Source organism: Aquimarina rhodophyticola (assembly GCF_042434915.1).
GTDB lineage: Bacteria > Bacteroidota > Bacteroidia > Flavobacteriales > Flavobacteriaceae > Aquimarina.
Genome location: NZ_CP170198.1, coordinates 1,453,060 through 1,478,030 on the forward strand (window position 1 = coordinate 1,453,060; position 24,971 = coordinate 1,478,030).

At 33.4% G+C, this 24,971-nt stretch carries 21 protein-coding genes and 1 other RNA gene; 6 read left to right on the forward strand and 16 right to left on the reverse strand.

Annotation, left to right across the window (positions count from 1 at the left end; genetic code table 11):
- Positions 1 to 36: 36 nt before the first annotated feature.
- Entirely contained in the window at positions 37 to 1,410 is a 1,374-nt protein-coding gene (gene hisS, locus ACE939_RS06445; RefSeq protein ID WP_378188054.1) for a histidine--tRNA ligase, read from the reverse strand.
- 153 nt (positions 1,411 to 1,563) lie between these two features.
- On the opposite strand from hisS, the gene ACE939_RS06450 reads away from it, so the two are divergent.
- Positions 1,564 to 2,799, forward strand: a complete 1,236-nt coding sequence (locus tag ACE939_RS06450) for an ABC transporter permease (RefSeq protein ID WP_378188055.1) — start codon at positions 1,564 to 1,566, stop codon at positions 2,797 to 2,799.
- Positions 2,800 to 2,806: 7 nt separating this feature from the next.
- On the opposite strand, the gene aroC is transcribed toward ACE939_RS06450, so the two are convergent.
- The 3 genes from aroC to ACE939_RS06465 all read right to left on the reverse strand — a co-directional run bounded on the left by aroC (position 2,807) and on the right by ACE939_RS06465 (position 7,594).
- The gene (aroC, locus tag ACE939_RS06455; protein ID WP_378188056.1) at positions 2,807 to 3,877 is read right to left on the reverse strand and encodes a chorismate synthase; all 1,071 of its coding nucleotides are present in this window, start codon (positions 3,875 to 3,877) and stop codon (positions 2,807 to 2,809) included.
- A 320-nt stretch (positions 3,878 to 4,197) separates the two neighbouring features.
- A complete protein-coding gene (locus ACE939_RS06460; RefSeq protein ID WP_378188058.1) occupies positions 4,198 to 7,119 on the reverse strand; it encodes an FAD-binding and (Fe-S)-binding domain-containing protein in 2,922 nt (973 codons plus the stop codon).
- On the reverse strand, positions 7,112 to 7,594 hold the full coding sequence (locus ACE939_RS06465) for an Lrp/AsnC family transcriptional regulator (protein ID WP_378188060.1): 483 nt from the start codon (positions 7,592 to 7,594) through the stop codon (positions 7,112 to 7,114). Before ACE939_RS06465 ends, ACE939_RS06460 begins: the two co-directional genes overlap by 8 nt.
- A 162-nt stretch (positions 7,595 to 7,756) precedes the next feature.
- On the opposite strand from ACE939_RS06465, the gene ACE939_RS06470 reads away from it, so the two are divergent.
- Together ACE939_RS06470 and ACE939_RS06475 are read left to right on the forward strand one after the other, a co-directional pair.
- Positions 7,757 to 8,581, forward strand: a complete 825-nt coding sequence (locus ACE939_RS06470; RefSeq protein ID WP_378188061.1) for a DUF1338 domain-containing protein — start codon at positions 7,757 to 7,759, stop codon at positions 8,579 to 8,581.
- 71 nt (positions 8,582 to 8,652) lie between these two features.
- Complete coding sequence (locus ACE939_RS06475) at positions 8,653 to 9,141, forward strand: hypothetical protein (RefSeq protein ID WP_378188062.1); 489 nt, start codon at positions 8,653 to 8,655, stop codon at positions 9,139 to 9,141.
- 92 nt (positions 9,142 to 9,233) lie between these two features.
- Here ACE939_RS06475 and bshA read toward each other — a convergent pair whose 3' ends face one another.
- Positions 9,234 to 10,376: an N-acetyl-alpha-D-glucosaminyl L-malate synthase BshA gene (bshA, locus tag ACE939_RS06480; RefSeq protein ID WP_378188063.1), complete on the reverse strand. Its 1,143-nt coding sequence runs from the start codon at positions 10,374 to 10,376 to the stop codon at positions 9,234 to 9,236.
- Positions 10,377 to 10,506: 130 nt separating this feature from the next.
- Positions 10,507 to 10,883, reverse strand: an RNA gene (rnpB, locus tag ACE939_RS06485) — RNase P RNA component class A.
- Positions 10,884 to 11,010: 127 nt separating this feature from the next.
- Here rnpB and ACE939_RS06490 point away from each other — a divergent pair.
- Complete coding sequence (locus ACE939_RS06490) at positions 11,011 to 12,777, forward strand: DNA polymerase III subunit gamma/tau (RefSeq protein WP_378188064.1); 1,767 nt, start codon at positions 11,011 to 11,013, stop codon at positions 12,775 to 12,777.
- A 90-nt stretch (positions 12,778 to 12,867) separates the two neighbouring features.
- Entirely contained in the window at positions 12,868 to 13,449 is a 582-nt protein-coding gene (locus ACE939_RS06495; RefSeq protein WP_378188065.1) for a tRNA-(ms[2]io[6]A)-hydroxylase, read from the forward strand.
- A gap of 39 nt (positions 13,450 to 13,488) precedes the next feature.
- On the opposite strand, the gene ACE939_RS06500 is transcribed toward ACE939_RS06495, so the two are convergent.
- The 4 genes from ACE939_RS06500 to ACE939_RS06515 form a co-directional block, all read right to left on the reverse strand.
- Positions 13,489 to 14,040 (reverse strand): porin family protein, encoded by a 552-nt coding sequence (locus ACE939_RS06500; RefSeq protein WP_378188067.1) that lies wholly within the window; start codon positions 14,038 to 14,040, stop codon positions 13,489 to 13,491.
- Between the two features lie 114 nt (positions 14,041 to 14,154).
- A complete protein-coding gene (locus ACE939_RS06505) occupies positions 14,155 to 15,054 on the reverse strand; it encodes a Ppx/GppA phosphatase family protein (RefSeq protein WP_378188069.1) in 900 nt (299 codons plus the stop codon).
- A gap of 5 nt (positions 15,055 to 15,059) precedes the next feature.
- The gene (ppk1, locus tag ACE939_RS06510; RefSeq protein WP_378188070.1) at positions 15,060 to 17,162 is read right to left on the reverse strand and encodes a polyphosphate kinase 1; all 2,103 of its coding nucleotides are present in this window, start codon (positions 17,160 to 17,162) and stop codon (positions 15,060 to 15,062) included.
- Complete coding sequence (locus ACE939_RS06515) at positions 17,162 to 17,647, reverse strand: histidine phosphatase family protein (RefSeq protein ID WP_378188071.1); 486 nt, start codon at positions 17,645 to 17,647, stop codon at positions 17,162 to 17,164. The genes ppk1 and ACE939_RS06515 overlap by 1 nt, the downstream gene beginning before the upstream one ends.
- A 355-nt stretch (positions 17,648 to 18,002) precedes the next feature.
- Between ACE939_RS06515 and ACE939_RS06520 the strand changes: the two genes are divergently transcribed.
- Positions 18,003 to 20,231 (forward strand): OmpA family protein, encoded by a 2,229-nt coding sequence (locus ACE939_RS06520; protein WP_378188072.1) that lies wholly within the window; start codon positions 18,003 to 18,005, stop codon positions 20,229 to 20,231.
- On the opposite strand, the gene pdxH is transcribed toward ACE939_RS06520, so the two are convergent.
- The 6 genes from pdxH to ACE939_RS06550 form a co-directional block, all read right to left on the reverse strand.
- Complete coding sequence (pdxH, locus tag ACE939_RS06525; protein WP_378188074.1) at positions 20,220 to 20,867, reverse strand: pyridoxamine 5'-phosphate oxidase; 648 nt, start codon at positions 20,865 to 20,867, stop codon at positions 20,220 to 20,222. The two genes, ACE939_RS06520 and pdxH, sit on opposite strands and share 12 nt — an antisense overlap.
- Before the next feature lie 54 nt (positions 20,868 to 20,921).
- Entirely contained in the window at positions 20,922 to 21,827 is a 906-nt protein-coding gene (locus tag ACE939_RS06530; RefSeq protein ID WP_378188075.1) for a ribonuclease Z, read from the reverse strand.
- A gap of 434 nt (positions 21,828 to 22,261) precedes the next feature.
- Positions 22,262 to 22,600: a ribonuclease Z gene (locus ACE939_RS06535; protein ID WP_378188076.1), complete on the reverse strand. Its 339-nt coding sequence runs from the start codon at positions 22,598 to 22,600 to the stop codon at positions 22,262 to 22,264.
- 3 nt (positions 22,601 to 22,603) lie between these two features.
- Positions 22,604 to 23,533, reverse strand: a complete 930-nt coding sequence (locus ACE939_RS06540; RefSeq protein WP_378188078.1) for an aspartate carbamoyltransferase catalytic subunit — start codon at positions 23,531 to 23,533, stop codon at positions 22,604 to 22,606.
- Between the two features lie 60 nt (positions 23,534 to 23,593).
- The gene (gene pyrR / locus ACE939_RS06545) at positions 23,594 to 24,133 is read right to left on the reverse strand and encodes a bifunctional pyr operon transcriptional regulator/uracil phosphoribosyltransferase PyrR (RefSeq protein ID WP_378188079.1); all 540 of its coding nucleotides are present in this window, start codon (positions 24,131 to 24,133) and stop codon (positions 23,594 to 23,596) included.
- Between the two features lie 123 nt (positions 24,134 to 24,256).
- Positions 24,257 to 24,793 (reverse strand): hypothetical protein, encoded by a 537-nt coding sequence (locus ACE939_RS06550; protein WP_378188081.1) that lies wholly within the window; start codon positions 24,791 to 24,793, stop codon positions 24,257 to 24,259.
- Between the last annotated feature and the right edge of the window lie 178 nt (positions 24,794 to 24,971).

The window sequence follows — 24,971 nt, forward strand, 5'->3', positions numbered from 1 at the left end:
TTAATAAAATTAAATATTTCTAGCAATGTAACACCTTTATCGCTGTAATATTGTACATAGCTCAGAAAAATTTAACGTCTCTTGGGTGCCAGTTTTCATGTTTTTAACTGTAAAGTTTTCATTTTCAATCTCCTTATCCCCTGCAAGAATAACAAATGGAATCGAACGCTTATCTGCATAACCCATTTGCTTTTTCATTTTGGCATTATCCGGATATAATTCTACAACTACGCCTGATGCTCTCAAACGTTCAATGGTTTGTAATGCATATAACGATTCTTTATCCCCAAAATTAATAAATAAAGCTTTTGAGGAGACCGTAACTGTCTCGGGGAATAAGTTGAGTTCTTGAAGTACCAAATAAATACGATCCAAACCAAAGGATACACCTACTCCACTAATATTTTTTAAACCAAATATGCCGGTAAGATCATCATATCGACCTCCGCCACCAATAGAACCCATTTTTACGTCTTGAGGGGCAGCAACTTCAAAAATAGCTCCTGTATAATAGTTAAGTCCTCGAGCTAAAGTGACATCCAGTGCGAGACTTGCGGTGGTTAAAGGCATCTTATCAATAAATGATGCAATGTATTCTAATTCTTTAACCCCTGTACTTCCTTCTTCAGAGTTTTGTAAAAGTATTTTAAGTTGCGCAATTTTTTCGTTAGTTGATCCTCTAAAGTTGAAAAGTGGCTGAACCTTTTGAATGGCTTCTTCGGCAATTCCCTTATTCAGCATCTCTTTCTTTACACCATCTTCACCAATTTTATCTAGTTTATCTAGTGCAACAGTAAAATCTATCAGCTTATCGCTTGCGCCTATAACCTCAGCAATTCCTGATAGAATTTTTCGGTTATTCATTTTAATTGTTACTCCGTTTAATCCCAATTTAGAAAAAACTTGATCATACAGTTTAATAAATTCGACTTCTTGCAGGAGTGAATTACTACCTACTACATCTGCATCGCATTGGTGAAACTCTCTAAACCTACCTTTTTGCGGACGATCTGCTCTCCACACAGGTTGTATTTGAAATCGTTTGAAAGGAAAATCAATATCATTTTGATGTTGTACTACATACCGAGCAAATGGTACTGTTAGATCATATCGCAATGCTTTTTCACTTATTTTGGAAGTAAGTTTTACACTATCCTTTGCGGTATACAGAGTATCCTCAACCTTAGATAGAAAGTCTCCACTATTAAGTATTTTGAAAATTAAACGATCTCCTTCTTCGCCATACTTACCCATCAAGGTATCACTGTTTTCAAAGCTTGGTGTCTCAATAGGCTGAAAACCAAATAACTTAAACTGCTCTTTTATAATTGATATGATATAATTTCGTTTTTCAACCTCTATAGGTGAAAAATCTCTTGTTCCTTTTGGTATGGATGGTTTTTGTGCCATGATCTAATTTATGGCTGCAAATATCTGAAAAACCTAATAAAAATACTGTATGCTTTAAAGAAAGACTTCAGCTTTATTACAGAAAAATCTATTTTATAGTAACTTTAAAGTACATTTATAGTCTTATGTAGTAACTAAACATCTTCTTTTACTATGTTTTCACTTTTTAGAGAAAATATTCGCATTGCTATTGATTCGATTAAAGGTCAGGTTTTACGTACGATTTTGACTATTTTAATTATTGCCATAGGTATCACAGCATTGGTAGGTATTCTTACCTTGGTTGGAGCACTAGAAAACACTATTTCTGGAGACTTTGCATCTATGGGTGCTAATACCTTTACCATCCAACGTTACGAGTTTAAAACTGTTAATAATGGACAACGAGAAAAAATCAATCCAATTATTGATTATAAAAATGTTCGTGAATTTAATGACAGGTATGAGTATCCTTTTTCTCAAACATCAATTTCTTTTATTGGTACTCGAACTGCCGAGGTAACCTATGATAATCAAAAAACCGATCCCGAAGTACAAGTATTGGGGGTTAATGAAAACTATTTGGAAAACACAGGCACTTCGCTGGAAATCGGACGAAATTTTAATTCGTTTGATATTCAAAATAATAGTAGAGTCTGCGTAATTGGTTCTGATTTTAAAAAAAATCTATTTAAAAATGAAAGTGCTATACAAAAAACAATAAGTATACGAGGTGTTAAATTTAAGGTGATCGGGGTATTAGAGAGCAAAGGGGCTACTTTTAGAAATAATCAGGATTTACGAGTCTTGATACCTTTACAACTAGCACGATCAATTTTTACACTTGCCAATATAGATTATACTATTAGTGTAAAAGTGGATGACAAACAGTATATGGAAGGTGCGCAAGATGCAGCCATACTTACATTTAGACAGATCAGACGGCTCAATCCTATCGAAGAAAACAATTTTGGCATAGAACGCAGTGATGATCTTCTTAATCGTATTGCCGATATTACTACCTATTTATATATCGCCGCATGGATTATTAGTATTATTACCATCTTTGGATCTTCGATTGCTCTTATGAATATCATGTTAGTTTCTGTAACCGAACGAACTCGTGAGATAGGTGTTCGCAAAGCCTTGGGTGCTAAAAAGAACACCATTGCCACTCAATTTTTTATGGAAACTATAATTATAGGTCAGATAGGTGGATTTATAGGTATTCTATTTGGGGTTTTAATCGGTGGTGGTATTTCAATCGCTGCAGATTTTCAATTTGGTACCCCTTGGCTTGCTATCATTTCGGCTACAACAATTTCATTCTTAATCGCTGTACTTTCTGGGTTATACCCTGCTTTAAAAGCAGCAAAGCAAGACCCTATCGAATCTTTACGCTACGAATAAGCAGTCTTTATCCATCATGTTTGCTTATTTTATTAAGTAAATAAAAGTCTACAAGTACTAATGCAGCCATGGCTTCAACAATGGGTACAGCTCTTGGTACTACACATGGATCATGACGTCCCTTACCCTGCATTGTAACTGCTTCACCTTGAGTATTTATTGTTTCCTGATTTCGCATAATGGTTGCTACAGGTTTAAAAGCAACATTGAAATAGATATCCATTCCGTTGGAAATTCCTCCTTGGATTCCTCCAGATAAGTTTGTTTTTGTAGTTCCGTCGGTGTTAAATAGATCGTTATGTTCGCTACCTTTTAATTGAGCTCCTTTAAAGCCACTTCCGTATTCGAATCCTTTGACCGCATTAATTGACAACATTGCTTTACCTAGCTCGGCGTGTAGCTTATCAAAAACCGGTTCTCCTAATCCTACTGGCACTCCAGATATCACACAGCTAACTACCCCACCAACGGTATCACCCTCTTTTCTAATTTGTTTAATAAAAATTTCCATTTCCTTTGCCATTTCTGGATCGGGACAACGTACATCATTTTTTTCTGTGAACGCTAAATCTAATTGGTCATAAGATTTTGTTACATTTAATGGCCCTACAGCGCTTACATAAGCATTAAAGGTAATATTATGGAGTACTTGTTTGGCGATTGCTCCTGCCACTACTCTACTTGCAGTCTCCCTTGCAGAGGATCTACCACCGCCACGATAATCACGAACACCATATTTTTGTGTATAGGTATAATCTGCATGTGAAGGTCTAAAAGCATCTTGGATATGAGAATAATCCTTAGATTTTTGATTAGCATTCTTGATTATAAAACCAATAGGAGTACCCGTGGTGGTACCTTCAAAAATACCCGAATAAAATTCGACCGTATCGGGTTCTTTACGTTGTGTTACAATAGCCGACTGACCTGGTTTTCTTCGGTTTAACTCATTCTGAATAGCCTCCAAGTTCAGGATAAGACCAGCTGGGCAACCATCAATTATCCCCCCTATTGCAGCTCCATGTGATTCGCCAAAGGTTGTGACTTTAAAAACATTTCCATATGTATTACCTGCCATCGTATAATAGTTTGCAACAAATGTAGCAAGTAATCTTAAAAAGCGACTATAATTTTAAAGCAAAATATGATGATCCAGCTCTGCCTAGTTTGAGCCTTACTTATTTGAACTTAAAATCAACAATTCTATACAACCAAAAAAATAATGACAATTAAATTACATACATCATGATATTTTTTTATGCGATACCTATCTTCGTTAAAGAAATATCTGCAATACCCCTAGCTCCTCTATAGTCTTTCCTAAATACCTTATTCATATTTCTGTAAAGAGTATAAAGGATCTTAGACCCTTTATTTGATATAAAAATTATAATAAGATTAAACCAGAGCTTCTTTAAGAACCGTAACAGGATGAACCGCATGACGCTGTGTTCCATCAAGAATTTGATGGCGGCAACTCGTTCCCAAAGCTACAATAATGGTGTTCTTTGATGCTTTTCGTACAGCAGGGAATAAAGTTTGCTCACCAATCTTCATACTTATATCATAATGTTCCTTTTCATAGCCAAACGAGCCAGCCATACCACAACAACCCGAAGGTATAATAGTGACGTTATAATTTACGGGTAAGTTGAGTACCTTAAAAGTAGTGGTAACGGTTGATAATGCTTTTTGATGACAATGACCATGCACTTTTATAGTTCGTGGTTTTTGTGTAAATTGATCAGCTCTAATATTTCCTTTTTCAATCTCACTGGATAAAAATTCATCGATCAAAAAACTATTTTTGGCAATAGTTTGTGCTGCATCTTTGTTATCTACCAAACGTACATACTCGTCTCTAAAAGTTAGTATTGCTGAGGGTTCTATTCCTAACAATGGGCTCTCTGCTGAGATTATAGATTGAAAAATTTTGACATTATGATCTGCTACCTTCTTTGCTTGCTCTAAAAAACCTTTAGAAATAAAAGTACGGCCACTCTCTTTATGGTCTACAACACTTACTTTATAGCCTAATTTTGTAAGGAGGTATATGGCATCAATACCTATAGCAGTATCTAAGTGATTTGTAAACTCATCAATAAATAAATATACTGTTTTAATAGGTTTAGATGGTTGATACTTTTCTAAATGTTGTTTACACCAATGGCGCAGAGATTGCTTACTTAAAATTGGAATTCTACGCATTTTTGCTATACCAAGTATAGACTTTATTGCTGTAGAGGTTATCGAATTAGTAAACATAAAATTTGTAAAACCAGCGCTTATACTACCTAGAGTGTTCAATCTATTTGAATACGCAAAAAGTTTAGTTCGCCAGGAACTACCATTTATTTTTTGATATTGATATTCAAATTCGGCTTTTAGAGATCCTACATCTACGTTTGAAGGACATTCACTGGCGCAACCTTTACAACTTATACATAAATCGAAAACTTCTTTTAGCTCGTTATGATCAAACTTATTAACTGTATCAGAGTTGGTTAAAAATTCTCGTAATGCATTCGCTCTTCCTCTAGTAGTATCTTTTTCATTTTTTGTAGCACGATAACTAGGACACATAGTACCACCAGCCTCTACAGATTTACGGCAATCACCACTACCATTACACTTTTCAGCAGCACGTAAAATTCCTTGAGAATCAGAAAAATCCATAAATGTCTCAATCTCTGGTTCTTCTCGATTAACTTCGTATCTGAAATTTTGATCCATTGGATACGCATCAACAATCTTTCCCGGGTTTAAAATATTTTGAGGATCAAAAGCATTCTTGATACGTTTTAGCAATGCATAGTTCTCATCCCCGATCATAAAAGGAATATATCCAGCCCGAACTATACCATCCCCGTGCTCACCGCTCATAGAGCCTTTGTACTTTTTAACTAACGTAGCCACATCGTCTGTAATTTTCTTAAATAACACCACATCAGTTCCCTTTTTTAGATCCAGAATTGGTCGTAAATGTAACTCTCCAGCACCAGCATGCGCATAATACACGGCTTTTTGTTCGTATGCTTTCATCAGCTCTGTAAACTCTGAAATATACGCTGCGAGATCAGTAATGGCAACAGCAGTATCTTCTATGCAAGCGACAGCCTTTTTATCCCCTACAATATTACCCAATAAACCAAGACCAGCTTTGCGTAGTTCCAAGGCTTGTTCGATCTGCCTGCCGATAAGTATAGGATGTGCATAATCTTGAGTTTCTAACGCTAGAGTTGTAAGAACGGCTTCCTTCTTTTCTTCTAACGCTTTTTGTGAATCTTCTCTGATCTCAATCATTAATATGGCTTGAGGATCATCTTGTATAAAGAATCGATTTTTGAGCTGCTCAATATTATTTTTGGTACAGTCAAGAATCGTCTTGTCCATCATTTCACACGTATACAAGGTGTGTTTCATTATAGGAACTACAGCTTGCAAACAGCTTTCAATACTATTAAAATGTGCTGCAATCATAAGACCTTCACTAGGCGGTAAGGGATCCAGCTGCAACGTTATTGATGTTGTGAATGCTAACGTTCCTTCACTACCAGTTAATAAGGTGCTCATATTAAAAGGAGTTTCATCACCAGAAAAAATGTTTGCAGCTAACAAATCGTCGATTGCATATCCAGTATTACGACGATGAATTTCGGGCTTAGGGAATAAGTTTTTAATACGCTGCTGCACATCTTGGGGTATTAATTCCTCATAAAGTGTACGATATACAGAACCTTCTAACGTTTGCAACTTTATTTTATTGGCAAAAGCAGTAGTACTCAATTCTGAAAAATGAACTTCAGAACCATCAGTTAATAAGGTAGTAAGAGCCACAACCTTATCTCGTGTAACACCGTATTGAATTGAAGTAGTTCCGCTACTATTATTACCAACCATACCTCCTATCATACATCGATTTGATGTAGATGTATTGGGACCAAAAAACAGTCCAAAAGGCTTAAGATAACGATTAAGATCATCGCGTATCACACCAGGTTCTACTGTAATCCTTTTATTTTTTTTATCCAATGAGATTATAGAAGTAAAGTGTTTGGACACATCGACAATAATACCATCCCCTACACATTGTCCTGCCAAAGAAGTACCTGCTGTCCTTGGAATTAGCCCTACAGAATATTTTCGTGCAAAAGCTAGTAATGTTTGTAAGTCCTTTTTATGTTTGGGAAAGGCCACACCAAGAGGAAGTTTTCTATACACAGAAGCATCTGTAGCATATAATGCTCTTGAAAGCTTATCAAATTTAAAATCACCCTGTAGGTTAGATTTTAGTATTTCAAGTAATTGTATATCAATCATACGTATGTTTACTAACTATAGCGTCTAGTGAGATAGGCTTTTTAAAATTGGTATCAAAACAAATAAAACTATCCGTTCCAGCTACACCATCAATTTTATGCACCTCTTCATAAAGAATTTTTCGTAGATGTTGATTATCCAAAGCATAAATAAGAATAAATATAGCATAATATCCCGACACATAATTGCACTCAACAATTTCTTTAATTTTTTCTAATCCTTGAACAACTTCTTCGGCATATCTCGCTTCTCTTAAACGTATACCGACATAGGATTTGGTTTTATAACCAATTTGTTTTTCATTTACTATAAATTCTGCATTATTAATAACTCCTTGCAGTTTTAGTTTTTTGATACGTTGATGTACTAAAGAATTTGAAATTTTTAACTCTTCAGCTATTTGAGAAAAAGGCTTACGAGCATCTTTTCTAATTTGCAATAAAATCTGCTGGTCGATATAATCAAAATGATTCATACGCTTATTTAACGATAGTGTGCTTTAGTCAAAATCAAGCTTCTAAAGATTAAATGCTATCAAATTGACATAAAAACTAAATATAAACAATTAATTGGGTGTTTTTTAATATTTTGAAAAACCAAAACTAATAAATTTGTAAGAAACAAAAAATATAAAACTATGAATACTGCCTCATTTTTTGAAAAGCTTTGGAACGCGTATTGCGAGAAAACGCCTTCGGCTTTAAAAGTAAAAACTTTGTTACAAAACGAAGGAAATACGGTGTATAATGATCATATTGCTATTAGAACCTTTGATGATCCGAGAACTGATATATCGATTATTGCTAAACCTTTTATAGCAATGGGTTATGTTGAAAAAGGTGAGTACCATTTTAAAGCAAAAAAATTGTATGCAAAACACTTCGAACATCCAGACGATACGAATGCTCCTAAGATTTTTATCAGTCAATTATTACTCAGTGAATTTTCAAATACGTTAAGACAAAATATAAAAAATATCTTGGATACTGTAGACTCCTCTCTTTTTAATGACACAGAGCTCATTCTTAAAGGTAGAGTCTGGGATAAGCCTTCGTATAGTATTTACACAGAATTGCAAACAGAATCTGAGTATGCTGCATGGATGTATGTCAATGGCTTCTGTTCGAATCACTTTACAGTTGATGTTAACAAGCTAGATACTTTTAAATCCTTATCCTCGGTTAATAAATTTTTAAAAAGCCATCATTTTAAAATGAACACCTCTGGTGGAGAAATCAAAGGCAGTGCCGAGCAATTTTTAGAACAATCAAGTATACTTGCCGATACTATTCCTACACAATTTATCGAAGGCTCCTTTACCATTACATCCTGTTACTATGAATTTGCCTATCGTTACGCTCAAAAAGATGGTTCTTTATTTACTGGCTTTATTGCAAATTCTGCAGATAAAATATTTGAGAGTACAGACATGAATTTACAAAATAAGCAACAAACAAATTAACAAAAACTTATCGTATTTGCTTACTAAAACCCGATTTGTGACGTTATATTTGAATATTAAAAATTAAAATAATGATGAAAAAAATTTTATTAATCTTTGCATTAATTCTAGGAGGATTAACAACTGTCCAATCTCAACAAATTTCTAAACACGCACTTGGTTTACGCTTAAGTGATAGTAATGGCTTTTGGGCTGAAGCTTCTTACCAAGCAGCTACAAGTTCGGACAATAGAATAGAGCTTAACTTGGGCGCACAAGGAGAGAATTTTTATAATGCTATAAAGCTAACAGGTTTATACGAATGGGTATTTCAAATCGATGGCGGTCTTAATTGGTATGTTGGACCCGGTATTGGTGGTGGTATTGTAGATTACGATAATGATTTTAGAAGAGATGACACTGACTCTTTCGGTTTTGTAACAGGAACTGTAGGGATCGAGTATAATTTTGATTTTCCTCTATTAATTTCATTAGATTTTAGACCTGAGCTATATTTTGATAATTACAACAATGATGATGTTAATTTTAACTTAGGTTTAAGTGCTCGTTATCAGTTTTAAGGAGTTTATTTACTCTATTTGATCATAAAGACAAAGGTTGCTTAATCCCAGTTAAAGCAACCTTTTTTTATGAATTGATTTTTATATCAATGCTAGGGTTTACACTTTTGAAACATAGCTAACGCCTCTTCATACAAATCGGTATATAAAGGAACAATATTAGAAATATCGAATTTCATTGCTTGTTGAAAAGCTCCTTCTTTAAACTGTTCAAGAGTTTTATCATTTTGCAGTATACTTAACGCCTTTTTCGACATATCTTTTATATCACCTACATCGCTAAGATACCCTGAGACACCATCCAAATTAACCTCTGGTATACCACCCGCATTACTAGAGATTACCGGAACTTTGTTTACCATAGCTTCTAGCGCCGCCAGTCCAAAGCTTTCTCGCTCTGATGGTAACAAAAATAAATCGGAAAAGCATAAGATCTTATCAATTTCATTACTATTTCCTAAGAAAATAACTTTGTCTTCAATTCCTAAATCCTTACATTTTTGCTCTGCAGGTAAACGCTCTGGACCATCCCCAACCATCAAAAGTTTTGATGGAATTGATTGTTGAATTGTACAAAATATATCAACAATATCACTGATTCTTTTTACGGTTCTAAAATTACTGATATGTGTGATAATTCGCTCATGAGGTTTGGCCATAACATCTCGTTGACAATCTGTAAAACTAGTTTTGCGATGATTAGCTTCTATAAAATTAGGAACGACTTTGATATCTTTCTTTATATTGAATAACCTTAGCGTATCTTCTTTCAAACTTTGAGACACCGAGGTAACTATATCACTATTATTGATACTAAAGGTTACTGCTGGTTTATAAAAAGGGTGATTTCCTACAAGCGTAATATCTGTACCGTGTAACGTAGTAACCATAGGTACATAAATCCCTTCTTCTTCTAGCATTTCCTTTGCCATATATCCTGCATACGCATGAGGTATTGCATAATGAACATGCAAAAGTTCAATATCATATTTTTTTATAGTGTCAACCAACTTACTAGACAATGCGAGTTCGTACGGTTGATAATGAAACAAAGGATATTCTGGCACAGTTACTTCATGAAAATGTACATTTTTACCCAGTAACTCTAATCGAACTGGTTGTTTGTACGTAATAAAATGTATTTCATGATTGAGTTTTGACAATGCAATTCCTAATTCGGTTGCGACAACCCCGCTTCCTCCAAAAGTTGGGTAACATACGATAGCTATTTTCACGTATTTTGTTTTTTCAAATTATAACTCATAAGTGTTTTCAACTTATAGTAATCCTATTTATAGAAGTAAACAGTCGTTTATTATTAAAAAACTAACAATAAAATATAACATTTGTACTTCTTGAATATATAAAAAAAGTAGGCCATAAGCCGGATTCTGTATTATGTAAACACATAATTCCTTATCATTTATCTAGCCCAGTAATTACTTACTGGATCCAACCGCCTACCCTCCAACATTGGGCGTGCAACCCTTAAGCGTTGGTTTACATGGCGTTGCACCGCATAGAGTTTACCTGGTTTCACTACAGCATTACCTGTACATACTTTCTGTTGCACTTGTCCTCATCTTACAATGGACGGGTGTTACCCGCTATGCTGCACTACGGTGTCCGGACTTTCCTCTTTGCTTCAAACTTAATTTGAAAACTAATGTATCTAACTTTACAGTTACTATAGATCAGTAGCAGAAACAAGTTCTGCACACAGCGATAAGGTGGCCTACTTTCTGCAAAAGTAATTATATTGAAGAATTAAAATAGATTTAACCGATCTTAATTTAAGTTGTTCATAATTATACTCAAAAACAAAAGATAAAAATTTGAATTGATTATACAATTTTTAACTTTGTAGCGATGGAACAGTTTATTGTATCAGCTAGAAAATATCGCCCGCAAACCTTTAAGGATGTTGTAGGGCAACAAGCGATTACAAATACGTTACTTAACGCTATTGAACATAACCATCTTGCACAAGCTCTATTATTTACTGGACCTCGAGGAGTTGGTAAAACATCTTGCGCACGTATTTTGGCAAAAACGATCAATCAGGACGGTTCTGATCAGGCTGATGAAGATTTTGCTTTTAATATTTTTGAGCTCGATGCAGCATCTAACAACTCGGTAGATGATATCCGTAATTTAATTGAACAAGTTCGCATACCTCCACAAGTTGGAAAATATAAAGTATATATTATTGATGAGGTACATATGCTATCGCAAGCTGCTTTTAATGCGTTTCTTAAAACCTTAGAAGAGCCACCAAAACATGCAATTTTTATACTCGCCACCACAGAGAAGCACAAAATAATACCTACTATTTTATCACGTTGTCAAATATTTGATTTTAAAAGAATCACTGTGACCGATGCTAAGCTTCATTTAATGGAAGTAGCCAAGAGTGAAGGTATTATAGCAGATGAAGATGCTTTGCAAATCATTGCGCAAAAGGCTGATGGTGCCATGCGTGACGCACTATCAATTTTTGATCGTGTAGTAAGTTTTAGTGGAAAAGAGTTAACTCGCAAAGCTGTTACCGAAAATTTAAACGTTCTTGACTACGAGACTTATTTTGAAGTTACTGATTTAATTAGTAACAATAATATCCCTAAAGTGTTACTGGCTTTTAACGAAATACTTGCACAAGGTTTTGATGGGCACCATTTTATTGCTGGATTAGCCTCACATTTTAGAGATCTTTTGGTCTGCAAAACACCAGAAACTATTCAACTCCTAGAAGTTGGGGATCAAACCAAACAAAAATATCATGAACAATCTCAAAAAGTTTCTACTCAATTTTTAATGAAAGGTATTGATCTCGCCAACGATTGTGATCTCAAATATAAAACAAGTCGTAATCAACGACTGCTCGTCGAGTTATGCCTTATGCAACTTGCCTCTATTCTTAGTCAGAATGGAGAAAAAAAAAATGATACACCCTATATAATTCCACCTTCGTATTTTCGTAATAAAGGAATTAATCCTATAAAAATTAGTGCTGAAAACACTAAAATTACTGATACTACAAAGAATGATTCTGTTACAAAACGTTCTGAAGTTGATGTAGAAGCTCAAGCAATTGCGACATCAAATCCATCAACTGCTATAACACCAAAAGCAGATGAAAAAACAGTCGACACCCCGACTATACAATTTGCCAGAGAGCGAAGAACATCTGGACTATCACTAACAAGTATAAAGAAAAAGAAAGAGCACCAAGAAAGAAAGGCCGAAAAAGTCGTAGACCCTGAAAATTTACCTTATCATCCGTTTACCGAAACCGAAATGTTATCACAATGGACCGCGTATGGAAAATTACAGGATGCTAAAGGCGAACGCATTTTAGGATCCATGTTTGCAATGAATACGCCTACAAGTAAGGGTGATGAAATACACCTGACATTACCCAATCAATCCATGAAAATTGACTTGGAAAATGCGCAGGCTGGATTACTTCAATTCTTATATAAAAAACTAAGTAATTATAAAATTACACTGCATATTCATGTAAATGAAGAATTATCCAAAAAATATGCGTTTACCCCACAGGATAAGTATGAAAAGTTGAGAGAAAAAAATCCATTAATTGATAAATTGAGATCTTCTTTCGACTTAGATATCTAAGTTTTATAAAGCCGTTGTTTTCTATACCTTTGTAATAAATTAGAGTGGTGAACTGTGTAATCTAAAATATTAATAAAAGAAACATATTTTATGCTAGGCCTAAAATTACCAACCGATCCCCGATGGGTTAATATTGTCGAAAAAAACATAGAAGAGATCTTAACAGATCATGCATATTGTGAGCAAAAAGCTGCTTCTACTGCTATATCTCTGATCGTTAGTTTTCCCGAATACACAGAACTCGTTCAAGAAATGACCAAATTAGTCAAAGAGGAAATTAGTCACTTCAAAATGGTTCATGATAAAATCATAGCGAGAGGATTTGTTTTGGGAAGAGATCGCAAGGATGAGTATGTGCTTCAACTATTGAAATTTTTTCCAAAAGGTGGAAGTCGAACTACTCAATTGGTTCATCGTCTTCTCTATGCCGCCTTAATTGAAGCTAGAAGTTGCGAACGATTTAAACTTCTTTCTGAAGAATTACAAGATAGTGAATTAGCTGAATTTTATAGAAGCTTAATGGTAAGCGAAGCAAATCACTATACAATGTTTTTGAATTTTGCCAGAACTTATGGAGAACGTACAGAGGTTGATCAAAAATGGCAAGAATTGTTATCCTTTGAAGCTAAAATCATGCATTCACTAAGTAAAAAAGAGACAATACATGGATAGTATGCCTCTTTGATATGATTATTATAAATACGTTTTTTGTTAAATTTTATAGCCTATAGATAGCTGTATATTTCTATTTTTACCATCGTTAATAGATGCAAAATTATCCTCATCAACAATATTTGACAAACCATAAGCATATCTAAGATCTACGAAAATATTCTTAGTAATAGTAATTCCCAAACCTGCTACAGCTGCAAAATCAAAAGTTTTATAATTATTACTATCTTCCCACTCCCATATTTTTAGACCCACTTGTGGTCCTAATTGTACATTGAGGAATCGATGAACATTATACTTAAATATCATCGGGGCCTGTATATAATCAATTCTAAAATCTTCTTCTTTGTTGCCCTGTGCAGAATATTGTAACTCTGGCTGAAAGAGTAAATTTTTCTTCAGCGTAATTTCGGCAAAAAAACCAACTGCTATACCTATTCGACTGTCATCAAATTCTTCTGGTATATCATCTCCATTAACCGAGCTATAATTTGCTCCTAAACGCATACCGTAACTATTCATTTGAGCATTGGATACTGTAGTAATGCATATAATAGCAATGCACAGAAGAAGTAATTTATTATGTATCATCATTCTTTAATTTAATATAACTATGTCTACTTATTTAAATATAAAAGTACACATATAATTCATAATTTAAATAATTCTCAATATTAACAAGAATAAAAAGAACTCAATATACAATTAACGATTATTTAATTTATCCTGATATAAAGACTTAATTATACCATCTGATAGCCCTATTTTAGGAACAAAAATCTTTCTAGCCCCACTCCATTTCATTGCAGATAGATAAATCTTTGTTGCAGGGATAATAACATCTGCTCTATCTTGATTAAGGTTGAGTTCCCAAATTCGCTCATCATAGGTTAACGAATTAAGAAGTTGGTAATATGAGCTTAAATATAAATAAGACAATGGTTTACCTAAAGCTTTACCGCTATTTTTAAATATATTATTGATGTTTCCCCCAGATCCAATAAGATAAACTCTTGAATAATTCGCGAGATTTTGTTTAATCCATATACGAACTTCTTCCCATATTGCTGGTGACTCCATCTCGTATAATAAACGTACTGTTCCTAATTTAAAAGATTTTGAGGTTATAGTCTGTCCATGATGATAAACTGTAAATTCTGTACTACCTCCACCTACATCGACGTATAGATACGTTTCATCTCTGTTTATTAACTCATGTAAATCGGTCATGGCAATCATAGCTGCCTCATCATTACCATCGATGATACTAATAGATATTCCTGTCTTTTCTTCTATTAAGTTTACTATATCTTGACCATTTTCTGCTTCTCTCATTGCCGAGGTAGCACAAGCTTTATATCGAACAACCTTATGTGTGCGCATTAGTAATTTATATGCCTCCATAGTATCGATCATTCTGGCGATATTTTCATCGGTTACTTTTTTAGAAATAAAAACATCTGTTCCTAAACGAATGGGTACACGAACAAGACTCGTTTTTTTAAAACGTGTTTCTTTGCCATCCTCTTCATGGACACTGCTTATTAATAACCTAATTGCATTGGAACCTATATCTATAGCTCCATATTTTTCTATTGTTAGCAAACTATTTAATTTCTTAATTTTTCGACATAATAATCATAGGTAGCAACCTGTGATCGTACTTTGGTTTTGGCATTACGAACATACTCATTTGTCTGATCCTCGGATAATATTCTTGCTTTAACATTATCATTCCAGCATATTTGAAAGGTTTCCAAAAGTTCCTTTTTAATATCTTCATCATAAATTGGACATGATATTTCAACCCTTCGATCCAAGTTTCTCGTCATCCAATCGGCAGACGATATATATACTTTTTTATCACCACCATTCTCAAAAACATACAATCGTGGGTGTTCTAAAAATTTATCAATGACACTAATCACTCTGATATTTTCACTCATATTAGGAATACCAGGAATTAAACTACATATACCCCTGATAATTAAATCTATCTTGACACCAGCACAACTCGCTTCATAAAGCTTATCAATCATATCATAATCACTTAAACTATTTAGTTTAAGTTTTATCCCACTAGGTTTTCTAGCTTTACTATTTGCTATTTCTACATTAATCATTTGTATTAAGGATGAACGTGTATAATGTGGAGATATCAATAAATGTTTATAGCGTGTTATTTTATAATTGATTTCAAAAAATTTAAATACCTTATTTACTTCTTTCAAAATTTCTTCATTGGTTGTAAAAAGTGTATAATCAGTATAAATTTTTGCTGTGGATTCATTAAAATTACCTGTACTAATAAAACCATAACGTTTTAACCTACCTTCTTCTTCTCGCTCGATAACACATGTTTTACAGTGTACTTTGAGTCCAGGAACCCCAAAAATTAATTTTACTCCTTCTCGTTGCATTTGCTCTGCATACCTAATATTAGCTTCTTCATCAAATCTAGCTTGTAATTCGATTTGTACGGTTACAGTTTTTCCATTCTTTACAGCATTAATTAAAGAGCTAGCAATGTGAGAAATAGAAGCCAGTCGATATATGGTTATCTTAATGGTTTTTACCTTTGGATCAATGGCTGATTCTCTCAAAAACTTAACTGTATACGAAAAAGTGTGATACGGGGTGTATTGTAGAAAATCTTTTTCTGCAATTTTATCTAATAAACTTCCTTGTAAACTCAAACCAGGAATAGGTAAGGGTACCAAATTTTGGTAGACCAGTTCTGGGATTTTTAAATCAGGGAAGTTCATATAATCCCTTCGGTTATGATACCGACCACCAGGTATAATGCTATCTGTATAATCAATACCCATCTTATCCATTAAATAATCCAAGGTTTTTTGATCTATATGCTTATCATATACAAAACGTACAGGTTCTCCATCCCTTCTTGACTTTACGCTGCTAGAAATTTTTTCTATAAAACTTTTGCTTAAATCATTGTCAAAATCAAGTTGAGCATCTCGTGTAATTTTGATCATATTAGCCTTTGCCGTATCATAATCAAAGATACTAAAGTTTATATGCATACAATATCGAATAAGATCATCGAGCATAATTATAAACTTTTTACCGTTTGTTTCTGGCAAAACAACAAAACGCTCTGTATTTTTTGGAATTTCGATCAAAGCATAAATTCTTTCTCGTCTATCTACATCAGATGTACGACTCACTATAGTATTACTAGAAGTACTTTTCAAAATAAGTCGTACTGCGAGATACGCTACACTATCTTTTAAATGCGGAAATTCTTCCAAATCATTTAAAATATAAGTCACCAGTGCGGGACTTACTTTTGTAATAAAGTAATTACGTATAAATGCATCTTGATCGGCAGTTACTTCTTTCTCATTAATAATATAGATACTATGATCTGTCAATTTACTTTTAATGGCATCGATGATTTTTAAACTCTCAGATTGTTGTTTAATAACAATTTTCGTTATTTGTTCTAGTAGATCACTTGCGGTTCTACCTTTCAAAACATTTTTACCATCTTTACCTGCCAAATCAATTCGTTTAATGGTAGCATAGCGAACTTTAAAAAACTCATCTAAGTTATTAGAAAAAATACCGATAAATCGTAAACGTTCAAGTAAAGGAACAGCTTCATCTGAGGCCTCCTGTAACACTCTTGCATTAAATTGTAACCAACTTAACTCCCTATTTATATACTTATTCTTATAGTTTTTTGGCATTATCGCAAATCTTTAGGAAAAATTGTTAGTAAGGTTTTTCCTACATTTATAGTGTTCCATTGTGTGTTTTCGAAATCGATTACAACCACCCCTGCTGTTGGAATGTTATCAATTACTTTGTTACCCAACATATTAGCTAATCTTGTAAGAGCGTAATTATGACCAAATAGCATTAGTGTATTTATTTCAGATTTTGTCGATACTATTGTTTCCATTACCTGTTCACCTGTAAAATCATACAAATTAGTATCTAATGCAAAATCTACTTGATGTAAATTCATAGCTTCCAAAATAATAGCCGCTGTCATTTGTGTACGTTTTGCATCACTACAAAGAACCTTATCTACCGTTAATTCAAGGTTTTTAAGGTATTTACCGATCAGTGTAGCATCTTGGATACCTCGTTTTTTTAAAGGTCGTTGATGGTCTATCACATCAAATTCCCATGATGACTTAGCATGTCTAATAAAAACAAGTTTTTTCATAAATAATCACAGCTAATTTGATTTTTAATCTTTTGAGTACACAAGTTTAAGAATTCGATAGGAGACTTCTAAATAATATAGAATAAAAATCATTTTTTAATGAAATTATCGTTTACTAAGAAAAATTGACCATCAAATGAAATAAAATAAATGTAATTACGTATATTTATTACGGTAAAACCGTTAAACGATAAAATATGCACTTATATCGAAAATTTAACAAAACCCTTATTCAATAACTAATTAAAATCTATTTTTACATGCAACTATCTATGAATCAATAATTTTATTCAGTTATAGATAAAAATTTAGACAATAAAATAGTGCTCTAAATTATAAATATTATATTATACGTATGATTACCCCAAAGATGATATCGTTTAATAAGAGTATTTTCTCTCTTTTACTACTTGTTCTATGTAGTAATTTTACCACGTCGTATGCTCAAGTTGAAGTTCCACTAAGTAAACGTACTGAGTTTACTTTAAAAGGTGATTTTCAATTCGTTTCGAATACAATTTTAGGTAAAGTTAATCATGATGACGGATCTCAACCTTTTGATCCTAATATGGATTATAATGAAGGTGGTCTTAACAATCAGTTTCAAATGGGATTTATCGATATTGATAAGGACCCAACTACCTTTAATTCAAGTAGTGCAGATTTAATTTTACCTAATCCATGTGCAACTATTAAGCATGTTGGACTGTATTGGACAGCTGCCTATGCAGATAAACATCGCGATAAAGATATTACTTCAATAAAAATTAAATATCCCAATTCTAACACCTACACTACCATCGATAATGCTACCATAATTCATGATTACTATTCAAACCCACAATCCGAATTTAAGCAATATTCATGCTACAAAGATATTACAGCCGATGTTACATCGCTTATCAATCCTCAAGGAACCTATACTGTAGCAAATATTCCTGCATCTACTACGGCTTCCAATAATGATGAGGATGTAGGTAATGGATTAGCTGGAGGATGGACAATGATTTTTATTTATGAAGATGCTACCGTTTCTAGAAAACGTTTTTACGTCTATGACGGCTTTGTAAATATTGATACCAAAGCGAAACCAGTCGAGTTCGCTTTTAAAAACTTTCAAACAATTCCCAAAGGTGCTGTACATGGCAAATTAGGAATTATTGCTTTTGAAGGAGACAAAGGTATCAAAGGAGATCGTTTTCAAATGTATTCAAACGAATCGAAAAGTTTTAAGGGAATTACAGATGGAAGTAATCCAATGAACAATTTCTTTAATGCTAATATCACAGAAAACGGGAAGAATGTTAAAACTCGTAAACCAGCGAGTTCTAACACTCTAGGCTATGATGCTGATGTTTTTAATATAAAAAATGTAAGAAACAACTTTATTGGCAATAATCAAACCGAAGCTACTTTTAAGCTTTTGACAGAAAGTGATGGATACTCTGTAACTGCTGTAGCTTTTAGTGTCGAAATTTATGAACCTGCAATTCACATGATAAAACAATCACGGTACGCAGATAATTCGTTGGTTCATCCAAATGATAACATTCTACCCGATCAAGAAATAGCCTATAGCCTAACAATTTTTAATGAAGGAAATGATGATTCTAAGCATACCATAATTAAGGATCAGCTACCTTACAATGTCACTTTAATAGAAAATTCTTTAAAACTGCCTAAAAAAATTAAAAAACACTTTGATCCAAAAACTAATTGCTTAGAATTTAAAATCAATGACAAACTGGTTACAATGGATAGTGAACCATTTACTATACATTATAAAATAAAAACCAATGCTTCCTGCAATTCAATATTAGAAATTGATGATCTGTTTATAAAAGATTTACCTGTAACCGCAACCTTTACAGGAACTCTTAATGAAAATATCAAATTTTCACAAGGCTATAATTACATCAATCAATGTAAATTACCTGATTTTTATTCTTTTAAATTAGCTCTAGATATAACCGATTTGAATTGTCAAAACATTCAAGATTTGATTGCAATGGCATCGCAGAACACTAGCAAGAGTAATGCGTTTCTCCCAATGGACTCAACAGATGATAAGGGGTCAGAACAATCACAAGCTACAGGACTTAATCCAACTGACTTAACGCCCAAAACATCGGACCCTGTTGCTGCGGAACAATCAACTACAAAAACATTAAGAACTCTTCGTGACCTTATTCAACTCGATGAAATTTACTTCGAATTTGATCGATGGAATATCACTGAACGGGCAGCAAAAGAATTAAATAAAATTGTAGACTTAATGATCAATACGTATCCTGAAATGATTATTAAAGTTGAAACCCACTCTGACAGTCGAGGCGATGACACTTATAATTTGATATTATCTAAAAAAAGAGCCGAGTCTATTTATACTTATTTAATTAGCCAAAACATAGCAAAAGATCGGATCTTATCGCATACAGGATTTGGCGAAAGTAAGCCTCTAAATAATTGTAAAGACGGTCAAAATTGTTCTGAAGATGAATATAAAATTAACCGAAGGTCTAATTTTATAATTGTATCATCATCTAATAAAACAGTGACAGAACCTTCTCAATCAAGGAGATAACCGGTCAATTTTCCAAGAATTATCGAATTTAGGTGTAAATCGTATTCTATCATGTAACCGATTCTCTCTTCCTTGCCAAAATTCAAAAGAAACAGGTTTGATTATAAAACCTCCCCAAAAATTAGGTTTGGGTATTGGTCTATCCTGGTATTTTGATTCTAAAATTTGTAATTTTTCTTGCAGTACATCTCGTGACGCTATCACAGCACTTTGATCAGAAACCCAAGCGCCTAATTGACTTCCTCTTGGTCTAGATTCATAGTACGCCGCACTTTGTTCTTCCGAAATTTTATCTACAGTGCCTTGGACAATAACCTGTCGTTCTAAGCTTGGCCAAAAAAAAGATATACTAACTTTATTATTAGCAAGAATCGCTTTTCCTTTATCAGAAGTAAAATTCGTATAAAACACAAAGCCCGTAGTATCAAATTGCTTTAACAAAACGATCCTTGTTTTAGGAAAACCGTCTAAACCTATGGTACCCAGTGTCATCGCATTAGCTTCTTCAATAGCTTTATCCTGCTCTGCATCTTTAAACCATTCTGAAAACAATGAAAAAGGTGAATTCTGTATGTTTTTTTCATCCAACTCTCCTTTGTTGTATGATTTTCTGTAATCGGTAAGATCTCTATTCATGCCTGCTTTTTTATTGCAATTTACTATAGTATATTATTATTTACTATGATAAATTTAAAATTCAAAGACTTTTCCATCATCAGCGATATCGACATACTCAAAAACTGTCTGAGCCTCTTTTTTAAATAAGGTAATATCATTATACCGCGTAGAAAAATGTCCTAAGATCAATTTATTCACATTACTTTTTTTGGCGATACGCGCTGCCTCAATAGCTGTACTATGTCCTGTAGTTGCTGCGAGATGCTTGTGACTTTCCAAAAAGGTGGACTCATGGTATAATACAGATACATTTTCTAGCAAGGCTATTTTAGCTTCATCATATTTCGTATCACTGCAAAATGCATAGCTTTTGGTAGCTCTTGGAGGTTCGGTAATCGTATGATTTTCAATAACGGTACCATTATCTAAAACAATATCTTTTCCTTTTTTAATCGATCTATAATAGGCCACATCAATATTATGCGCTTCTACTTTATGCAAAATAAGCTTTCTATCTCCTGGTTTTTCTCTAAAGAGATAACCATTACAATAAATACGATGCTGTAACGGAATAGTTTGAACGCTTACACTTTGATCTTCAAAAACAATTACTGACTCTCTACTATCTAATTCGTGAAAGTGAAGCGGATAATCTGTCCATGAATTTGAAAGTTTTAATTGAAGAGTAATAAACTCTTTAATTCCCTTAGGTCCATAAATATGTAGCGGTGCCTCTCTTCCTAACATTTTAAAAGTTGACACTAAACCGATTAAACCAAATACATGGTCTCCGTGCAAATGAGAAATAAAAATATGACGGATTCTAGAAAACTTTATTTTTTTGCGTCGCAATTCTACTTGAGTACCTTCGCCACAATCAATTAAAAATATATTAGAATTAATTTCTAGTATTTGAGATGTTGGATTTGTCAAGGTTCTTGGGGTAGCTGCATAACAGCCGAGTATTGTTAGCTTCAAACTTTAATTAATTTAATTTTATTATTATTTAAAAGTCTAGATCTAGAAACTTATAAAATATCATAGTTACAATGGTTTCCAAAAAAGGCATCCAATGGTAGTTCTTATTGTACAGAATTACTATTAGGTATGTTTAGAACACCTAAATTTATAACGTTTTATAACCATTGTAACCAGAATACCGTTTAGATTACTTAAGTCTATCATCAAATTTCACAATAAATATCTTCGCCAGTATAGAATTTCATATAAGGTATCGAAAGCTCAATGTTCGTTGCTCAAAACAACTTAAAGGTACTAGCGTATTCAAAAAGCTTTCTAAAAATAACATTTTGATTTAAACACTTCTTGTTTTGTACTCAAAGTTAACTCAGAAGCGAAATTTCCTTGGTAAAAACAACCAACTTTTATCTACAATTAGGTTTTATTGTAGGTTATTCTTGCAGGTCTAAATCTTTCTCTATTTCTTCCATCTCAATCAAATCATGGGCCTCTCTCAATGAAGGAACCAAAGTTAGCTCTTCGGGAATTTCCGAGTACGAGACACTATCTGTAACAATTACAAAAGAATGCTTTGCATTTTTATGTTTTTTAGAAATTCTTAAAAACTCACTAATATCGGATGCGTTTATTTCCTTTACAGAAAAAAGATTCACAACTAAATTATTGTTTTTTAATGTCTCATACGCTTCTTCTATTCCTTTTACAAATTCTGCGATGGTTGCTTTTTCTTGCGTTATGATGGTAGTTGTACCGTTTGTATCGAATATCATAATCTATTGTTTAATTTTTGATGCTAAAAGATATATTACTGCCATTCTAACTGCTACCCCATTTTGTACCTGATCCAAGATAATGGCTTGGTCCGAATCAGCAATATCACTGGTTATTTCTACGCCTCGATTTATTGGTCCAGGGTGCATTATTACTATCTCTTTATCTAAACTATTTAAAATTTCTTTGTTTACACCGTATTGCTGTGTATATTCTCGTGTAGTAGGGAAATAACTAATCTCCATACGTTCATTTTGAACTCTAAGCATATTAGCTACATCACACCATTGTAAAGCTTTTTGCAAATCAGTTTCTACGAGTACACCTAGTCGTTCTATATATTTTGGTAGTAGTGTTTTAGGTCCACAAACCATTACATTCGCTCCTTGTAGCTTTAGCGCAAAAATATTAGATAACGCAACTCTAGAATGCAATATATCACCTACAATAACTACATTTTTTCCAGCTACCTCACCTAAGCGTTCTCTAATTGAATATGAGTCTAATAACGCTTGTGTGGGATGCTCATGTGCACCATCACCTGCATTAACGATACTAGCATTTACATGATTTGATAGAAATACACCTGCTCCAGGATTAGGGTGTCGCATCACTACCATATCAACCTTCATTGATAGAATATTATTTACCGTATCAATTAAGGTTTCTCCTTTTTTTACACTTGATGAAGCAGCAGAAAAATTTATTACATCGGCTGATAGTCGTTTTTCTGCTAGTTCAAAAGATAACCGTGTACGTGTGCTATTCTCAAAAAACAAATTAGCAATGGTGATATCACGTAATGAAGGAACCTTTTTTATAGGGCGATTAATAACCTCTTTAAAATGATCTGCCGTTTCAAAAATCAGATGAATATCCTCTTGAGTAAGATATTTTATTCCTAATAAGTGATTTACACTCAGTTCGCGCATTCGTTTATCTTTTAAATTTGAATCTACAGTACTGTATCGAATACTTTACTCTTTAGTTTCCTAGTTATTTACTAAATAAATCGCATCTTCACCTTCATTTTCTCTCCAACAGACTTTTACCTTTTCTTGATTGATAGCGTCCACTTGTCTTCCTCTATAATTAGGTTGAATTGGTAAATGTCTACTAAATCTTCTATCAATAAGAGTTAATAGTTCAATGTTAGAAGGGCGACCAAAGGACTGAATTGCTGTTAGTGCAGAGCGTATGCTTCTACCCGTATACAACACATCGTCAATAAATACTACTTGTTTGTCTTCTACTAAAAAATTTATACGTGTAGCATTTGCTTCTAGAGGCTTTTGCCCTCTTCTAAAATCATCTCGGTAAAATGTAATATCCAACTGCCCCAAAGAGACGTTGGGAACATTATAGGCATCTTCAAGTAAAGTAGCTATACGATTAGCTAGAAAAACTCCTCTCGGTTGTATCCCTATGAGCACTGTACTCTTAAAATCATCATGATTTTCGATCAATTGACAAGTCAAACGATGCAATATAATTTCAATCTCTTTAGCATCAAGTAGTAATTTCTGACTCATAATCTTTCCAACTATGGATTTGGTAAACAAAAGTAAGCAAAAATTGGATTTGGCTTAAACGATCCCATCTATTTTTATAGGCCAGGGACAAAATATCCTGTATTTTACGTTCTTTAGGTAATTTTATTGCTCTTCATTATCCTCTTCAGACCTAACCAATGGATGCTCTCTATTACCAAAACCAATAATATTTATGATATTACTAATCGTGTTGTATAACATTAAAACTACCGAAATAATTGCTCCGCAGTGAATTGATGCTAAAGCTAAAGAAATATAGTAAATTATATTAAACCAATTTGATGGCACATTATCTGACTCGGTAATTGGTAAATTTAATAGTAAAAAGGAAATCATTGAACTAATAAAAACCGCGGTATCTAGTTTTGCGATACGTAGCACATAAGAATAATGGGCTTTTTTTAAAGTTGAATTTGAACCAACACTGACACTTAGCAAGGTTAACATCAATGCTAGAATTGTTGCCGATGCTAAGATAACAGTATTAAATAAAGTATTAATTCCTGGTAAGGAGGACTCAATTAAAGACTTGGCTTCGTAGCCACTTAAATTGCCTAACAGTATCGAGCCTAATCCGGTTACTAAGGTTGCAAAAACTCCTCCAACTAGTGCTCTTGTCGTATACGTAGTTAATTTCATCTCTATAGTGGTTTGTGGTTGTATCGTAAAGATTGTACTTTAAAATCTTGACTATAAATATGTAACAGAAATTTAACGCACTATCGTTAAATTTAGTTAATCAGAAGCTACTCAGTTTTAACATTTGATACTTTTATTGAGAAATAATTAGCTTAAAAATTACTCTATATTTTATAGT

What these genes read in the sequence shown, in the direction of transcription:
- ACE939_RS06550 (WP_378188081.1), bottom strand. Translation starts at nt 24,793, where the DNA reads ATGAAATTAACTACGTATACGACAAGAGCACTAGTTGGAGGAGTTTTT.
- ACE939_RS06450 (WP_378188055.1), top strand. Translation starts at nt 1,564, where the DNA reads ATGTTTTCACTTTTTAGAGAAAATATTCGCATTGCTATTGATTCGATT.
- aroC (WP_378188056.1), bottom strand. Translation starts at nt 3,877, where the DNA reads ATGGCAGGTAATACATATGGAAATGTTTTTAAAGTCACAACCTTTGGC.
- ACE939_RS06495 (WP_378188065.1), top strand. Translation starts at nt 12,868, where the DNA reads ATGCTAGGCCTAAAATTACCAACCGATCCCCGATGGGTTAATATTGTC.
- ACE939_RS06515 (WP_378188071.1), bottom strand. Translation starts at nt 17,647, where the DNA reads ATGAAAAAACTTGTTTTTATTAGACATGCTAAGTCATCATGGGAATTT.
- hisS (WP_378188054.1), bottom strand. Translation starts at nt 1,410, where the DNA reads ATGGCACAAAAACCATCCATACCAAAAGGAACAAGAGATTTTTCACCT.
- ACE939_RS06465 (WP_378188060.1), bottom strand. Translation starts at nt 7,594, where the DNA reads ATGAATCATTTTGATTATATCGACCAGCAGATTTTATTGCAAATTAGA.
- ACE939_RS06535 (WP_378188076.1), bottom strand. Translation starts at nt 22,600, where the DNA reads ATGATATTCGATACAAACGGTACAACTACCATCATAACGCAAGAAAAA.
- ACE939_RS06490 (WP_378188064.1), top strand. Translation starts at nt 11,011, where the DNA reads ATGGAACAGTTTATTGTATCAGCTAGAAAATATCGCCCGCAAACCTTT.
- ACE939_RS06470 (WP_378188061.1), top strand. Translation starts at nt 7,757, where the DNA reads ATGAATACTGCCTCATTTTTTGAAAAGCTTTGGAACGCGTATTGCGAG.
- ACE939_RS06460 (WP_378188058.1), bottom strand. Translation starts at nt 7,119, where the DNA reads ATGATTGATATACAATTACTTGAAATACTAAAATCTAACCTACAGGGT.
- pdxH (WP_378188074.1), bottom strand. Translation starts at nt 20,867, where the DNA reads ATGAATAGAGATCTTACCGATTACAGAAAATCATACAACAAAGGAGAG.
- pyrR (WP_378188079.1), bottom strand. Translation starts at nt 24,133, where the DNA reads ATGAGTCAGAAATTACTACTTGATGCTAAAGAGATTGAAATTATATTG.
- ACE939_RS06500 (WP_378188067.1), bottom strand. Translation starts at nt 14,040, where the DNA reads ATGATACATAATAAATTACTTCTTCTGTGCATTGCTATTATATGCATT.
- ACE939_RS06540 (WP_378188078.1), bottom strand. Translation starts at nt 23,533, where the DNA reads ATGCGCGAACTGAGTGTAAATCACTTATTAGGAATAAAATATCTTACT.
- ppk1 (WP_378188070.1), bottom strand. Translation starts at nt 17,162, where the DNA reads ATGCCAAAAAACTATAAGAATAAGTATATAAATAGGGAGTTAAGTTGG.
- ACE939_RS06520 (WP_378188072.1), top strand. Translation starts at nt 18,003, where the DNA reads ATGATTACCCCAAAGATGATATCGTTTAATAAGAGTATTTTCTCTCTT.
- ACE939_RS06475 (WP_378188062.1), top strand. Translation starts at nt 8,653, where the DNA reads ATGATGAAAAAAATTTTATTAATCTTTGCATTAATTCTAGGAGGATTA.